The sequence below is a fragment of the Amycolatopsis taiwanensis DSM 45107 genome (genome assembly GCF_000519205.1).
GTDB classification, from domain to species: domain Bacteria; phylum Actinomycetota; class Actinomycetes; order Mycobacteriales; family Pseudonocardiaceae; genus Amycolatopsis_E; species Amycolatopsis_E taiwanensis.
Map to the genome: position 1 here is coordinate 144,986 of NZ_JAFB01000019.1, position 15,249 is coordinate 160,234.

The following is a 15,249-nucleotide window of genomic DNA, read 5'->3' on the forward strand; positions in this document are numbered from 1 at the left end:
GGAGGGAGATTGCGCCCACGACGGTGCCCACCGAACCGGCTCGCTTCGCCGCTGCCGGGTGGTTTCGCCCAGATCGCGGCCTGGGAGGTGGCCGCGATCCCGCTGAGCCTCCACTGGTGCGACCGGCTGGCGCGGATCGCCGTCGCTGGTGTGGCGGCGCTGCTCGGCGGAACCGCCTCGGTCCGGGTCGCGGGCCGGCGCCCGTTCGGCTGGGTGTTCACGTGGATCTCCTACCGCCTGCTGCAACACCGCGCCCATGCGACCGGCGTGGACCCGTTGCGCGCACTCGCGCACGACTTCCGGCTGCGCCAGGACGTGGACCGGACGGGCAACCAGTTCGGCGTCGCGGGAGTCGGCGACGGCTGGAGCGCCGTCATCCGCATGAGCGGCGACCCTCCGGTCCGCACGCTGCTCGCCGCGTTGCGCGTGGCCTGCGCGGAGGACGAGATCCCGCTGGCCGGCGCCCAGCTGGTCATCCGGAGCGACGGCGCCGAGCGAGTCCACCTGCTCGCCGTGCGCTACCGGCCCGGCCAGGCGCCGCTGGCCGCGGTGGTGCGGGGCGGGGGCGAAGCCGGTGAGCTGCGGGCCACCACGCGAGCAGCGCAGGCGCTGCTCGCCACGCTCGCCGAGTCCGGGCAGTGCGGACACCTGCTGGAGGTGGGCGAGCTGGCCACCGAACTCCGGGCCGCTCTCGGCGCGCACGTCGCGGGCCCGTCAGCGACCGACGGCTGGAGTTGGTGGTCGGCGGGCGGCACCACACAAGCCAGCTTCGCCGCGCGGGGCAGGCCGGACCCGGAGTGCACGCTGGCCGCCCGGTCACCCACCGCGTCGGTCACGGTGAGCTCGTACACGCTTTGGCGCACGGATTCCGGAAAGTTGCAGGAAGAGCTGACAATCCGCCTGGTGAAGCGCCAGACCCCGCGGTTCGCGCCGCGGGCCCGCGAGGTGGACGTAACCGTGTTCCCGCTCTACGGCCGCCAGGCGTCCGGTGTCCGCCGGACCTTGCCGCTCGCACTACCCAGATAGCTCGTCAGCGGTTCCGGCTCGGTGCGAGACTGGCGGCATGCGCCGCCCCTACGTCCTGCTCTCCGCCGCCGTGTCCGTCGACGGCTTCCTCGACGACGCGTCGAGTCATCGCCTGGTCCTGTCCAACGACGAGGACTTCGACCGGGTCGACGAGGTACGTGCCGGTGTCGACGCGATCCTGGTCGGCGCCAACACGATCCGCGCGGACAACCCACGGCTGCTCATCCGTGACGAGAAACGCCGGCAGGCCCGGATCGATCGCGACCTCCCCCCGGACCCCGTCAAGGTGACGCTCACCGGCACCGGCGGCCTGGACCCGGAGGCGGCGTTCTTCACCGCCGGCGAAACCGAGAAACTGATCTATACCAATGACGCCGCCGCGGTTTCCGAGCGTCTCGGCGCCGTCGCCACCGTGGTCGAAGCCGCCGGCCTGGACGCCGTTCTCGCCGATCTCGCCGACCGCGGCATCCGGCGGCTGATGGTCGAGGGCGGTGGCCGGATCCACACGATGTTCCTCACCGCCGGAGTCGTCGACGAGCTCCAAATCGTCTTCGCGCCGTTCTTCGTCGGCGACGCCGGAGCACCCCGGCTGGTCGGCCCGGGAAGGTTTCCGCAGAACCCCGCGAACCCCATGCTGCTGGCCGAAACCAGGCAGTTGGGTGACGTCGTCCTGCTCCGGTACCTGATCGGCCAGGCAGCGCGAGATTTCACGCGCCTTCGCGAAGCGGCCGAACTCGCCGAGAGCAGCCCGCCATCGCCGACCTTCCGCGTCGGCGCGATCGTTACCGACGAAGAGAACCGGGTGCTCGCCACCGGCTACTCCGGGGAGACGGATCCACACGACCACGCCGAGGAGGCCGCGCTGGCCAAGCTGGCTCCCGGCGATCCCCGGCTGGCCCGCGCCACCCTCTACAGCTCGCTGGAACCGTGCAGCAGCCGGGCTTCCCGCGAGCTCAGCTGCACGCAGCACATCCTGCGGGCGGGCATCCCGCGCGTGGTGTTCGCGTGGCGGGAGCCGGACGTGTTCGTCCACGCCGAAGGCGCCGAACAGTTGCGTGCCGCCGGCCGCGAAGTGGTCGAACTACCCGAACTCGCCCCGCTGGTCCGCCACGCCAACGCCCACCTCGTTTAGGTGATCACGTCGAAGCGGCGTCAGCCCGCCCCTGTTGGGGCTGACACCCCCGGGCCGCCTGGTTGAACAGTTCGTCGACGGAGTTCACGGTGGCGACACGGTGGATCCAGCCTTCCAACTGGTCGAGGTCGGTGCAGCCACTGATGCGTTCCCGGACCTGCTCAGGTACTTCGATCCCCCGGGACTCGAGCACGGCGAGGACCGCCTTGGCCTCACCCTTGGCCTCACCCTCGGCGCGGCCTTGGTGGATGTACTTGCGGACGAACTCGCTCTTGTACTCGTAGGTGCCGGTCGACATCAGGTCCTCCAAGTGCTTACGTGCCGCCGCGGGAAGCGTTGCTAGCACAAAATCATGATACTGGGAAGCGTGTTCCGCGTCGGAGTGTTGCAACGCGGCGAGAAGGGCGTGAAAGATCTTGTCCTGGTCCGGATGTGTGCTATGCGCGATGGCCGAGAGCACAGCCAGCTCCGGACTGCCGGTGGCCTGCTCCACATCGGTGACGATCGGCACCCGATCCGGGCTCAGCACCAGCGGCGCGAGGACCCACCCGGGATGCCCCAAGTCCACCGGTGTGGCGCACCAGGCCGCGGTCGCGCTATCGGCGCAGACCACGAGCAGCACGGCCGGGCAGCGCAGCCGGGCACGCAGCGTCGCCAGATAGACCGGCCAACTCCACCGTTTGCCCGCGTCGCGACCCAGCTGGACCTCGACCACCACCGCGAGTTCCGCCGCCGCGGACCGGCCGAGCGCCACCACGGCATCGGCCCGGTACTCGGTGGGGTTCACATCAGTGAGATCACCCGACTCCAGCCGGGCGACCCGATAGTCCGGCAGATCCATGTCGAAGGGACCGGACAACAGCTCGGCGGCCAGCGACGGCCGGTTCTGAAACAGCGCTATTAACGCTTCGTGTAGGAATGAAGGCACAGCGTGATGCTATGGACGCCTACCGACGATCCTCCGGCGCGGACGCGCCCTACCCCGGCCTACCGCAACGCCAGCCAACCCGTGGTGTTTCGCACCAAAGCAGAGGTGTCGGCCTTCTTCGGGGACTTCGACTTGGTGGCCCCCGGCGTGGTGTGGGTATCACAGGGGCACCCGGGGTACCGCGGAAGCGACAACGAGAGCGACGCGAACCCGGCCCGCAGCAAGATGCTCGCTGGTGTTGCGCGCAAGCCGGCGCGCTGATTCACGTCTGGACTGTCACCGGGGGACCCAGAGGGTGACGCGCGTGCCGCGGCCGGGCCAGGACTCGATCCGGCACCAGCCGCCGACCTCGGTCAGCCGTGCCTTCATCGACTCGCTGACGCCGAACCCGGCGGGCCGGGCGTTCTCGTCGTAACCGGCGCCGTGGTCGCGCGTGATCACCGCGACACCGCCGTCGCGCTCTTCCATGCGCACCACGACTTCCTTCGTCCCGGAGTGCTTGATGGTGTTGCGCAACGCTTCGCGCGCCGCGTCCCGGACGGCGACCCGCCGGACCTCCGACAGCCGGTCGTCCCCCATGTCGGAGATCGCGAGTTCGGCGCGCAGGCCGTCGCGTGCCATTTCCACGGCCAGCGCGGCGAGTTCCGCGGCCAGCCCGTCCGGAGCCTGCTCGGCCCCGAGCCCGCGGCGCAACTCGGTCGCCTGGGCACGCGCGGCGTGCCGGACGCGCAGGAGCTGCCCACGCGGGTCGATGTCGTCGCCCGCGCCGCTCATCGCGATCGCTTCCAGCGCCTGCAAAACGGTGTCGTGCAGCATCCGCTCGCTGCGCGCACGCTCGGTGGTCTGGCCCAGCCGGATGCCGACCGCGAACGCCAGCCGGGTGCCCAGGCCGATCAGCACCAGCGCCAGGACCGCCAGGATCAGCGCCATCAGCATCCCGGCCCAGGCCACCGCGTCCGCGACGGTCATCGGCGAGGACTGGGACGGGTGCCCGGCCCACAACGTGACGACCTGGGTCGCGATGCCGAGCAGCGCGAGCGCCAGGCCGGCCGGCACCCCGTGCACAATCGTCCACAGTGCCACGGCGCCGGTGAGGTAGACGAACGTGACCCACCCGGCCGGCCAGTACAGCGCGGGCGGCACGCCGAGGCAGGCCACGACGCATGCCCCGAACGCGAACACCGCGTCGGCGGCCAGGAGCGCCCTGGTGAAGCGGCCGCTGCGATCCGGCACGCGCAGCACCCAGATCACGCTGACCAGGCTGGTCAGGATGCCGATCCAGGCGATCGCGGTGACGAGCAGGGAAGCGCCCGTGCCGAAACTGATGACGAACCACAGCCAGATCACCGCCAGCACGAACACGCGGCTGGACAGTGGGAGCAGCACCGCGTACCGGGTGGCCCGGATCAGCAACGGGTCCGGCTGCGCACCCGCGTCGGTCGAGGCGAGCGCGCCCAGCCGGCGCAACGCGGGCAACGGTTCCGGATCGCTGGCCTCCGGCGGCAGTTCCTGGGGCGTCACAGCCACCACTGAGGCGCCTCGCCGCAGCAGCGCGCCCAGGAAGCTCGGTTCCCGCATCAGCACGCTCTCCCCTGTTCCCTCTCCCGTCCGCGTTTCGAAAATCCCCATCGGTGAGCGTCCGCGCGCCGGGCCGAAGGCTCGTGTTCGCGGGCCACGGCCTGGCCACGCAAATCCGACCGCGCGCTGCCGGACAGCCTAGTCATCCAGTCCTGGATCGTGGTGTTCATGGTTGTCTGGTTGGTTGTTGCCGGTAGTGACTTGCTCCGGCGGGGCCGGTCAGCGGTGTCGAGCTTTCGCGACAAAGACGGGAAGAGCGGCCGAATTACCCCGATCGGCATAACGTGTCCCGCAGTGTCACACCAAGATCGGATAGGACGGTCATCAAAAGAGAACCCAGTCGGGTCAGTGCAGGTCCAGACCCAGGTCCAGGGCCTGCGCGGAGTGCGTGAGCGCGCCGACGGCCAGGTAGTCGACCCCGGTTTCGGCGTAGGCGCGGGCCACGTCCAGCCGGAGCCCGCCGGAGGCCTCCAGCCGGGTCTTCGGCGACCGGTCGTCCCGCAACCGCACCGCCCGCGCGCAGTCCGACACGGTGAAGTTGTCCAGCAGCACCTCGTCGGCACCGGCCGCAAGCGCCTCCTCGAACTGGTCGAGGTCGTCCACCTCCACCTCGCACGGCAACCCGGCCGCATGCTCCCGCGCCGCCCGCAGCGCACCGGTGATCGACCCCGCGGCCATCACGTGGTTGTCCTTGATCAGCACCGCGTCGCCGAGTCCCAGCCGGTGGTTCACCCCGCCCCCGCACCGCACCGCGTACTTCTGCAGGCGTCGCAGGCCCGGCAACGTCTTGCGAGTGTCCCGGATCGCGCATCCGGTACCGTCCACTTCGGACACCCAGGCGGCGGTCGCGGTCGCGACGCCGGACAGGTGGCAGAGCAGGTTCAACGCGGTCCGCTCGGCGGTGAGCAGCCCGCGCACCGGGCCGCGCAGCACCAGTGCCGGTTCGCCCGCCACCAGCCGCGCACCGTCCTTTCGCGCGCCGAGAATCTCGTAGTCCCCGCCGAGCACCGCGTCGAACACCGCCACCGCCACCGGGATCCCGGCGATCGTGCCGGCGGCCCGCGGAGTGATCTCGGCGAGCGCGGTCGCCGCCTCGGGCACCGTCGCGCCGGTGGTGGCGTCCGGGCCGTACCGGAGATCTTCGGCGAGTGCGGTGTCGACCACCCGCCGGACGTCCTCGGGATCAAGAGCTTCGTGGTTCATGCCGCGCTCCCATCTACTCATGCGGCCCTCCCTGTGTCTTGTCGGACTCGGCCACCTGAGCGGGCTGCGCGATGGTGGCTCATGCGGCCCTCACGGTGTCTTGCGGGACACCCGCACCCGGTCGGGCCACCCGAGCGGGCTGCGCGATGGTGGCTCATGCGGCCCTCCCGTCCAGCACCGCGTCGGCCAGCACCGGTTGTCCCGACGGGCTGAGCCGGATGAACTGGCTGCGTCGCCAGGATTCGTCGTCACGTCCGGGAAAGTCGCTGCGCAGGTGGCACCCGCGCGACTCGGTACGCCTGGCCGCGGCGGCGACCAGCGCGTGCGCGACCAGGGTGAGCGCCGCGTCCTCCACCTCCCGGTGCGTCCTCATCGGACCGTGGGTGAGCCGGAGATCGAGCACGGACCCGGCGACGGCGAGCCCGTCGGCGTCCCGGCCTAGCGCCGCGTACCGGCTCATCACCCGCTGCAGCGCATCCCGCTCGGCGACCGGGACGACCCGTTCCGGTTCGGCCGCCTGCCGGGGATCGGCGAGCAGCCCGGCCGCCAGGTCCGCGGCGACCGCCTCGGCCGCGGCGGTTCCGGCGACCAGTCCCTCCAGCAGACTGTTGGACGCCAGCCGGTTGGCGCCGTGCAACCCGGTCCGCGCGACCTCGCCGGCCGCGTACAGCCCGCGCACCCCGGTCCGGCCATCGGTCCCGGCCAACACGCCACCACAGGCGAAATGCGCGGCCGGCGTGACCGGAATCGGCTCGCGCGCCGGGTCCACGCCGATCGCGCGACAGGCCGCCTGCACGGTCGGGAACCGCCGGTCGAACCCGGAAATCCCCGTGGCGTCAAGGAAAACGTGGTCCTCGATCCCGCCCGGTGCCGCGGCCATCCGCCGGGTGATCGCCGCCGACACGACATCCCGGGGCGCGAGATCACCGAGCGGGTGGACGCCGTGCATCACCGGCGCGCCCGCGCCGTCGACGAGCACGGCACCTTCGCCGCGCACCGCCTCGGTAACGAGCGGGCAGCGGCCGCGTGCCCCCGGCGTGTAGAGCACGGTCGGGTGGAACTGCACGAACTCCAGGTCCGCCGCCGGCGCACCGGCCCGCAACGCGAGCGCGAGCCCGTCGCCGGTGGCGATCTCCGGGTTGGACGTCGCCTGGTACAGCTGGCCCAGCCCGCCGGTGGCGAGCAGCACCGCGGGTGCCCGAAGCCGGCCGGGCACGCCGTCAGGATCGAGCACCGCGACCCCGCCGACCTCGCCGCGAGGCGTCAGCAGTGCGTCGACCGCGATATGCCGTTCCAGCACGGGCAGGCCGGCGGACTGGGCGACGAGGGACCGCTGGACCTCGGCGCCCGTCGCGTCACCACCGGCATGGATCACCCGGAAGGCACTGTGCCCGCCTTCGCGGGTCCTGGCGAGCAGGCCGCCCGCGCCCGGGTCGAATCGCGCGCCGCGCGACCGCAGCCACGACACCGCTGCCGGGCCCGCGTGCAGGATCGTCCGCACCGCGTCCGGTTCGCACAGGCCCGCACCCGCGGCCAGCGTGTCCTCCACATGGCGGGCGACCGAATCGCCGTCGTCGCGCTCGCCGTCCAGGACCACCGCGACCCCGCCCTGCGCCCAGCGGGTGTTGCCGTCCTCGATCGCGGCCTTGGTCACGAGCAGCACGCGCAGGCCGAGTTCCCGGGCGCGCAATGCCGCGGTCAGCCCGGCGACGCCGCTGCCCACCACGACCAGGTCGGCTCGCGCCTCCCATGACCCGGTTTTCGATCGAAAGTCACAAACCTGGGCGACGGGTTCCCCTGCCTCGCGGGCCGCACGGCCCGGCCCGGGGGTCACTCGCCGCCGCCCGGCTTGCCGATCTCGATCATCCGCCGCACCGAGGCGCGGGCCCGGGCGGCGATCTCCGGATCGACGTGGACCTCGTCGGCCCCCTCACGCAGCGACCGCAAGAGCGCCGCCGGCGTGATCATCTTCATGAACCGGCAGGAAGCCCGGTCGTTCACCGCGCGGAAGTCGATCCCCGGCGCGGCCTTGCGCAGCTGGTGCAGCATGCCGACCTCGGTCGCCACCAGCACCGACTTCGCCCGGGTGGCACGGGCCTCACGCACCATGTCGCCGGTGGACAGGATCCGGACCTTCTCGCGCGGCACCATCCCCTCGCCGGCGAGGTAGAGCGCGGAGGTGGCGCACCCGCATTCGGGGTGGATGAACAGGTCCGCGTCCGGGTTCGCCGCGGCACGCGCGGTCAGCTCTGCGCCGTTGATGCCGGCGTGCACGTGGCACTCGCCCGCCCAGACGTGCAGGTTCTCGCGGCCGGTCTCGCGCTTGACGTGGGCGCCGAGGAACTGATCAGGGCAGAACAGCACCTCCTGGTCCGCGGGGATCGACGCGACCACGTCGACCGCGTTGGACGAGGTACAGCAGATGTCGGTCTCGGCCTTCACCTCCGCGGTGGTGTTGACGTAGGAGACCACCACCGCGCCCGGATGCTCGGCCTTCCACGCGCGCAGCTGGGCGCCGTCGATCGAGTCGGCCAGCGAACAGCCCGCCCGCGCGTCGGGGATGAGCACGGTCTTGTCCGGGGCGAGGATCTTCGCGGTCTCGGCCATGAAATGCACGCCGCAGAACACGATCGTGGACGCGTCGCTGGCGGCCGCGATCCGGGACAGCGCGAGCGAGTCGCCGGTGTGGTCGGCGATGTCCTGGATCGCCGAAACCTGGTAGTTGTGCGCGAGGATCACGGCGTCGGTTCGCCGGGCGAGCGCGCGCACCTCTTCGGCCCAGGCTTCGTCGGGTTCGACACCCCCGAAGGGCACCGCTTCCGACGCGCTGTCCGGCAGAGTCGTCGTGGCCATGGGGCCCTCCTGTTCTCGGCGGCTTCGCACGCGAGACGGAACGCGCGCCGGATACCGCCACTCCACTCGGCTAGGTTTTCGCCTTATAATCGAAAACCGTGCGTAGCCATATTAACAGCAGCGCCCCTCTGGCACACGAGGTTCTGGCGGCCGTATTGCAGGTGCGTTCCGCCACACTGCGTGTGCTGCTGTGGCGCCGAGCCCTCGATCCGCACGTCGGCCGCTGGTCACTGCCCGGCGGCCGGCTCCGGCCGGACGAGGACGTGGAGACCTCGATCCGCCGCCAGCTCGCGGAGAAGGTGGACGTCCGTCAGCTCAAGCACGTCGAGCAGCTCGCCGTGTTCAGCGCGCCGGACCGGGTGCCGGGACCGCGAGTCGTCGCGACCGCCTTCCTCGGGCTGGTCCCCTCCGACGTCGACCCCGAGATCCCCGAGGACACCCGCTGGCACGAGGTCGACGCCCTGCCGCGCACCGCCTTCGACCACCGCGAGATCATCATCGGCGCCCGCGATCGCCTGCGCGCCAAACTCTCCTACACCAACGTCGGCTTCGCGCTCGCACCCAGGGAATTCACCGTGTCCGCGCTGCGCGAGCTGTATTCCGCCGCCCTGGGCTACAAGGTGTCCGCGACCAATTTGCAACGCGTGCTCTCACGGCGCGGACTGCTCGCCCCGACCGGGCACACCGCACCGCCCGGCCGCAGCGGAGGTCGTCCCGCCGCGCTGTTCTCCTTCACCGGCAACGGAATCCAGGTGACCGACCCGTTCGCCGTGTTCCGCCCGCCACCGAAGCGATCGCGGAAGTGACACCCAGCGGCCGGCGGGTTTTCGACGTACCGTGTAGCCGTGACGGACGAGCGAAGACAGGACACCCTGCCGCTGTTCCCGTTGCAGACCGTGCTCCTGCCCTCGACGGTGCTACCCCTGCACCTGTTCGAGCCGCGTTACCGGCAACTGGCCGCCGACCTGCTCACCGGGGTGATACCCGACCGCCGATTCGGCATCGTGGCGATCAGGAACTCGGCCGTGCGCGAGGTGGAGTCACTCGATCACGTGTACACGATCGGGTGCACGGCGCTGCTCGCGGAGAGCAAGCGGCTCCCGGACGGGCGGTACGACATCGTGACCACCGGTGAGCGCCGGTTCCGTCTGCTGTCCATCGATCGCACTCGCGCGCCCTACCTGGTCGGCGAGGTCATGTGGCTGCCCGACGAGCCACTGCCCCCAGGCGGGCGGGAGGCGGCGGCAAAGCTGTCCGCTTCGGCCCGGTCGGCGTACCAGCGGTACTGCGAGTCGGCCTGGGAACGCGATTCCTGGCAGCCGCCGGAACCCGGCGCCGACCTCGCACAGCTGGCCCACCTGCTCGCGGCGGACTGCCTGCTGCCACTGGCGGACCGGCAACAGGTGTTGGAGGAAACGAACCCGCTGCGCCGCCTGGACCTGGTCCACCGGCTGCTCGCCCGGGAGGCCGGCTTCCTCTCCGCCCTACGCGCCGTACCCGCCCCGCCGCCCGAAGTGTACGAGCTGAACGCCCCCGCCGCACTGAACTAGGTGGTGTTTCAAAGCGGCGGCGCTACCCGCACCGCCACGCAAGCCGCTCTCCGAAGTACGTCAGTCGCCGGAGAATTTGCTCCAGACCTTGCCGGCCGCGCCCGACACCGCGCCGCCGACCTCGCTGAAGAGCTTGACCAGCGGGTCGGCCGAGGTCGCGAAGGACTCCTTGTAGGACTGCGCGGCCGACTTCAGGTCGTCGGTCCAGTCGGTGGCCGGGCTGTCGTCTTCGCGGCGCTGGTACTGGCCGGCGAGAACCGCGCGGTAATCCTCGCTCGCCGCCCAGCGTTGCAGCTGCGCCGCGCGCACCACGCTGAGCGGGTGGGCCATGTGTTCCACGTACCGCAGCTTGTGCAGGCTGTCGCGGATGTCGTCGACCGACTCGTACTCGTCCGCCTGCTGCAGGAACGACTGGATATCCACTTTGGACGGATCGGCGCCACCGGCGAGCAGAATGTGCGCGCGCAGCGCCGCCCGCGGGTCCTGGCCGCACAACAAGCCCGCGCGGTCGCAGGACAGCTCCGCCTTCCGGAACCACTCGTTGAGCGCCGCCAGGATCGCGCGCAGGCCGAGCGCGCTCACCGGCGTCCAGGACATGGACGCCTGGAGGTTGAGCAGCCTGAGCAGCATCGTGCGGTACACCGCGTGCCCGGACAGGATGTGGCCCATCTCGTGGCCGATCACGAACCGCAGGCCCTCCTGGTCCATCAGCTCGACGCAGGCCGTCGTCAGCATGATGAACGGCTCGTCCAGGCCCAGCGCCATCGCCTGGACGTCCGGGTCGCGAGCGACGAAGAGGTTCGGCACCGGGTCGAGGTCGAGCACCTCGGCACATTCGTGTCGCAGCCGGTCCAGCTCCGGATACTGGCTCGGCCCCACCCGGATCGCCGAGGCCAGCGCCATCAGCCGCTCGCCGCGCTCGCTGAACAGGCCCGAAATGGTCTTCAGCACCTGCGCGAAACCCGGCACGGCACGCAACGTGGCGAGCGCACCCCGGTCCGCCGGGTGCTCGTAGGCCCGGGGGCTGATCCCCGGGAACCGCACCCGGCCGGTAGCGGAAACCTCGGTTGTCTCCGACACGCGCCGCCTCCTTGCCCGGCGAGGGCTCCGCCCCCACACCCCTTGATTTGGCGGTCACTCTAGCGGGTCATGATCGGCGCCTGATCTTGTGCCGCCGCAAGCATTTCCGGTGCGTCAGCCCAGCCGCCGGCCGAGATCGTCGCGACCGTTCCAGCCGGCCAGCAAGCCGTACACGACAACGGTCGCCAGCGGCTGGGCGACGATCACCCAGAGGCTTTCGATGCGCGGCGCCACCGCGATCACGGAATTCAGGGCGGGCGCGGTGGAAAGCGCGTAGTGGCTGTTCGCGAAGGCCGTGCCGAGCCGGGTGCCGAGCCAGGCCGCGAGGACCGCACCGAGCGTCGCGCCGATCATGATCACCGGGCCGCGGCGTTCCCGCAGCAGCCAGACCGCCACGCCCGTGCACACCCCCGCCGCCAGGCCGAGCAGGCCGTAGATCGCGAGGTCGTCGAAGCGGTGCCAGCTTTCCAGCAGCAGCGGGATGAGCTGGTCACCCTCCTGCACGAGGACTCGCTCCGGGGGTGCCAGCCGGGACCACAGCCAGCCCAGCGGAATGCCGAGCAGCCCCACGACGGCCAGCACGCTCACGGCCGCGGCCAGGTCGGCCTTGACCACCACACGCGGCCGCCGCCAGGGTGGGACGGGAAGCGCCGAAGACCACATCGGACCGCTTTCCACCGATGACTCTGGCACTCCGCCTCCGTTCGATCCCTCCCCCACCCGAGAGTAGGCAACTCGCACAAGCCTGCCGCGCATACCCGGGCTCACCGCAGTTGAGCACTCTATCTCCTCGGCCGTGATCGCGAAGTATCCGGCCGAAAGGCTCAGGAACCGGGAGGGGCAGCGACACGTCTTTGATCGACAAGAAGCCACCTGGGTTTCACCGAGAAAGACAAGGAGAACACTATGCGTCGGGGAGTCCTGGGGATCACCGGCCTTGGTTTGATCACCACACTGTCCCTCACCGCCTGCGGCTCGCAGCCGAGCGATCCACCCGGCGGGTCCGCCACCGCGGCCGGCACCGCCACGGCAGCGTCCGGCACCGCCACGGCCGGTGCGGCCGCGGAGACCAGCAACAATTCGCCAGGCGGCGACTATTTCACCTACACCAACGAGCGCTTTCGGTTCTCGGTCACGTTGCCCCCATCGTTTGCCCCCTTGGGCGACGAACCCACGAACGGAGACGGGCGGAGGTTCTCCCCCGACGGTGGCCGGGTGGTCGTGACTGTGTACGGCGGTAACAATGCCCTCGACGAAACAGCCGCCGGCGCAGCCGCCGCCTTTGTGGCGCAGAAGAATGCCGAGAACGCGCGCATCACGCTCAACAACGTCAGCGGTAACACCTACACCGTGTCCGGCTATGACCAGTCCGGTGACAACATCTGGTACGAGCACAAGATCGTCCAGTCGCAGGTCGAATTCGGTATTGACTGGACCTATCCGGCTTCCCTGAAGGCCAAGGTCGACCCGGAGGTCACGGTGAGCGTGCAGAGCTTCGAGCCCGGCCCCAACAAACCAGCCTGAGCGGATTTCGAATCGGCTTGCTTTGTGGTGCGGGTAGCGGAACCTCAGGCGTCGGCGCAAGCCGACCGCCTCACCGCAACGGGCTGACGCCGCTTACGAACCACAATGAATTGGCCGCGACAACCTGGTGGCTACTCGCCGAACGTCTCCTTCTCGAAGCAATCGGCATCGAAGTCCCCGTCGAACCACGGCGATAGCCCGCGCCGTGCCTCCTGCAGGAAGCCGGCCCGGCTCAGCCGGCCCATCCCCGCCGGCAGCACCCCGAGCAGCGGCGCCCCGGCCGCAACCGGCACGTCACGGAGGCCGGACCGGGCGACGACGCCCGCTGGGGACGGCCACGAGCCGATCACCACCCCGATCACGTGCAGCCCGCGCGTGGTCGCCACCTCCGCGGTGAGCGCCGTCGCGTCGACCGTGCCGGTCCCACCCGCGCCGGCGACCAGTAGCACGGGCGCACCGAGCGCCCAGGCGACGTCGGCCAGCGTCGCGCCGTCCGGGGTGAACCGGAGCAGCAGGCCGCCGGTGCCGTCGATCAGCACGAGGTCGTGCGTGTCTGCCAGGCGGGTGGCCGCGGCCGCTGCCTCGGCCGGTCCGACCGGTGCGATGCCACTGCGTCTCGCCGCCGCATGCGGGGGCAGCGGCTCCGGGTAGCGCCGCAACTCACGGGTGGTGACCTCGCCCGCCAGCCGGACGATCTCCTCGACGTCGCCCGGCGCGTCGTAAGCCACCCCGGTCTGTGCGGGCTTGAGCACGGCGACACGGCGGCCGGCACCCCGGGCGAGCGCAGCGATCGCCGCCGTTACCACGGTCTTACCGACACCGGTCCCCGTTCCGGTCACGACCAGCACACTCACCGAACTCCACCGTTGTCCCGGGCCCATCGACGGATGGACGCTGCCGACCGCGCCGGCACCGCGCTCCGCGGGCGATCACCGGCGCAACAAGTGATCCTTCCATCCGAGGCCCGGTAATGGAGTACACGGCGGATAACGGAAGTCGAACTCGCGATTTTCGTCCCCGAAGGAGTGCCGTCTGGCATTCAGGTCTCGACATCACGTCCCGGTGCTCCGGGGTCGCGGAGACGAAGGCGCGGCCCGCCGGTCAGTGCACCCGGATCGGCAGGGATTCCAGGCCGCGGATCAGGGTGCTGTCGCGCCAGCGCAACGTCTCTGGCTCACCCTCGAGGGCCAGGCTGTCGAACCTGCGCAGGAGGCCACCGAGGGCGATCTCGGCTTCCAGCCGGGCCAGGGGCGCACCGACGCAGTAGTGGATGCCGTGCCCGAACGCGAGGTGCCCGCCAGGTGCCCGGGTGACGTCGAGACGATCAGGGTCGGGGAACCGGCCGGGGTCGCGGTTCGCGGACAGCAACGAGATCAGGACGAACTCCCCGGCCGGGATCTCGACCTCGCCGACGCGCACCGGTTCGACGGTGAAACGGAGCGTCGCAATGTTGACCGGACCTTCGAACCGCAGGAATTCCTCGATCGCGTTGGGCAGCAGCGACTCGTCGGCACGCAAGGCGGCGAGCTGATCGGGGTTGTCCAACAGCGCGAGCACGCTGCTTCCGATCAGGTTGACCGTCGTCTCGTGCCCCGCCACCAGCAGCAGGAAGGCCATCGCGACCAGCTCTTCCGCGGAGAGGCGGTCGCCCTCCTCGGAAACGTGCACCAGCTCGGACAGCAGGTCCTCGGTGGGGGTTTGCCGCTTCCCGTCGATGAGCTCGCGCAGGTAGGTCGCCATCGCGGCGGAATCACGCCGGACCGCTTCGAGCTCCGAGCGCGAGAGCAGCGTGGCCGACCATGCGCTGAAGCGCTCGCGGTCTTCGCCGGGGACGCCGAGCAACTCGCAGATGACGGTGGTCGGCAGCGGAAACGCGAAGGACTTCACCAGATCGACGGAACCGGCCTTGGCCATCTCGTCGAGCAGTTCGGCGGTGATCTCTTCGATCCGGGGCCGCAGCCGGGCCACGGTGCGGGCCGTGAACGCCTTGTTGACCAGCTTGCGGAGCCTGGTGTGGACCGGTGGATCGGCGTTGAGCATGTGCTGTGACAGCGCGGTGTCCACGAATCCGCCGTCGTCACCAGGCTCGGCCTGAGCGCGCAGCAGTTTCCGCGCACGGGCGGTGTCCTTGCTGATCCGGGAATCGGCGAGCAGTTCCCTCGCGTCGGCGTAACGTGTGACCAGCCAGCCCTTGAAGCCGTTCGGCGCGGCCAGCCGGCAGGCCGGCGCCTCGGCGCGCAGCTTCCGGAAGAACGCATGCGGATCGCTCAGGAACTCCCCGTCCAGCATGATCCCCTCGTCCGATCCCCCCATGGGGCACCTCCCGGTTCGGTGTTTCCCGTCCTCTGGCGCCATCATCCTCCGGATCCGGCCCG

General features: G+C 70.7%; 15 protein-coding genes. 6 read left to right on the plus strand and 9 right to left on the minus strand.

The genetic code is table 11. The annotated features are described in order from the left end of the window. Nucleotides 1-9 precede the first annotated feature (9 nt). Nucleotides 10-1,026, plus strand: coding sequence for a type VII secretion protein EccE (locus tag A3CU_RS0116600; protein ID WP_027943264.1), 1,017 nt, complete (start codon nt 10-12; stop codon nt 1,024-1,026). A gap of 37 nt (nt 1,027-1,063) precedes the next feature. Next, nucleotides 1,064-2,158, plus strand: a complete 1,095-nt coding sequence (locus tag A3CU_RS0116605) for a dihydrofolate reductase family protein (RefSeq protein WP_027943265.1) — start codon at nt 1,064-1,066, stop codon at nt 2,156-2,158. 4 nt (nt 2,159-2,162) lie between these two features. On the opposite strand, the gene A3CU_RS45055 is transcribed toward A3CU_RS0116605, so the two are convergent. After that, complete coding sequence (locus tag A3CU_RS45055; RefSeq protein WP_052371782.1) at nt 2,163-3,086, minus strand: hypothetical protein; 924 nt, start codon at nt 3,084-3,086, stop codon at nt 2,163-2,165. A gap of 6 nt (nt 3,087-3,092) precedes the next feature. Here A3CU_RS45055 and A3CU_RS55630 point away from each other — a divergent pair, with 6 nt between their 5' ends. Further along, nucleotides 3,093-3,347, plus strand: a complete 255-nt coding sequence (locus A3CU_RS55630) for an SAM-dependent methyltransferase (RefSeq protein ID WP_043841332.1) — start codon at nt 3,093-3,095, stop codon at nt 3,345-3,347. Nucleotides 3,348-3,362: 15 nt separating this feature from the next. Here the strand turns inward: A3CU_RS55630 and A3CU_RS0116620 are convergent, their stop codons facing one another. The 4 genes from A3CU_RS0116620 to nadA all read right to left on the minus strand — a co-directional run bounded on the left by A3CU_RS0116620 (nt 3,363) and on the right by nadA (nt 8,720). Then, the gene (locus A3CU_RS0116620; protein WP_027943266.1) at nt 3,363-4,664 is read right to left on the minus strand and encodes a sensor histidine kinase; all 1,302 of its coding nucleotides are present in this window, start codon (nt 4,662-4,664) and stop codon (nt 3,363-3,365) included. A gap of 345 nt (nt 4,665-5,009) precedes the next feature. Then, a complete protein-coding gene (gene nadC / locus A3CU_RS0116625) occupies nt 5,010-5,888 on the minus strand; it encodes a carboxylating nicotinate-nucleotide diphosphorylase (protein ID WP_425388253.1) in 879 nt (292 codons plus the stop codon). 133 nt (nt 5,889-6,021) lie between these two features. Beyond that, nucleotides 6,022-7,701, minus strand: coding sequence for an L-aspartate oxidase (locus A3CU_RS0116630; RefSeq protein ID WP_084143305.1), 1,680 nt, complete (start codon nt 7,699-7,701; stop codon nt 6,022-6,024). After that, on the minus strand, nt 7,698-8,720 hold the full coding sequence (gene nadA, locus A3CU_RS0116635) for a quinolinate synthase NadA (protein ID WP_052371783.1): 1,023 nt from the start codon (nt 8,718-8,720) through the stop codon (nt 7,698-7,700). Before nadA ends, A3CU_RS0116630 begins: the two co-directional genes overlap by 4 nt. A gap of 155 nt (nt 8,721-8,875) precedes the next feature. Between nadA and A3CU_RS0116640 the strand changes: the two genes are divergently transcribed. Further along, nucleotides 8,876-9,526 carry an NUDIX hydrolase gene (locus A3CU_RS0116640; RefSeq protein WP_084143306.1) on the plus strand — a complete coding sequence of 217 codons (651 nt, stop codon included), beginning with the start codon at nt 8,876-8,878 and terminating at the stop codon, nt 9,524-9,526. A 39-nt stretch (nt 9,527-9,565) separates the two neighbouring features. Next, nucleotides 9,566-10,270, plus strand: coding sequence for an LON peptidase substrate-binding domain-containing protein (locus A3CU_RS0116645; protein ID WP_027943271.1), 705 nt, complete (start codon nt 9,566-9,568; stop codon nt 10,268-10,270). Between the two features lie 60 nt (nt 10,271-10,330). On the opposite strand, the gene A3CU_RS0116650 is transcribed toward A3CU_RS0116645, so the two are convergent. Continuing rightward, nucleotides 10,331-11,350 (minus strand): M48 family metallopeptidase, encoded by a 1,020-nt coding sequence (locus tag A3CU_RS0116650; protein WP_027943272.1) that lies wholly within the window; start codon nt 11,348-11,350, stop codon nt 10,331-10,333. 114 nt (nt 11,351-11,464) lie between these two features. Beyond that, nucleotides 11,465-12,013 carry a DUF2567 domain-containing protein gene (locus A3CU_RS0116655; protein ID WP_052371784.1) on the minus strand — a complete coding sequence of 183 codons (549 nt, stop codon included), beginning with the start codon at nt 12,011-12,013 and terminating at the stop codon, nt 11,465-11,467. A 243-nt stretch (nt 12,014-12,256) separates the two neighbouring features. Between A3CU_RS0116655 and A3CU_RS0116660 the strand changes: the two genes are divergently transcribed. After that, nucleotides 12,257-12,874 carry a hypothetical protein gene (locus A3CU_RS0116660; RefSeq protein ID WP_027943274.1) on the plus strand — a complete coding sequence of 206 codons (618 nt, stop codon included), beginning with the start codon at nt 12,257-12,259 and terminating at the stop codon, nt 12,872-12,874. Between the two features lie 131 nt (nt 12,875-13,005). On the opposite strand, the gene bioD is transcribed toward A3CU_RS0116660, so the two are convergent. Together bioD and A3CU_RS0116670 are read right to left on the minus strand one after the other, a co-directional pair. After that, nucleotides 13,006-13,728, minus strand: a complete 723-nt coding sequence (gene bioD, locus A3CU_RS0116665) for a dethiobiotin synthase (protein WP_027943275.1) — start codon at nt 13,726-13,728, stop codon at nt 13,006-13,008. Nucleotides 13,729-13,975: 247 nt separating this feature from the next. Beyond that, nucleotides 13,976-15,187 (minus strand): cytochrome P450 family protein, encoded by a 1,212-nt coding sequence (locus A3CU_RS0116670; RefSeq protein WP_027943276.1) that lies wholly within the window; start codon nt 15,185-15,187, stop codon nt 13,976-13,978. Nucleotides 15,188-15,249: the final 62 nt, after the last annotated feature.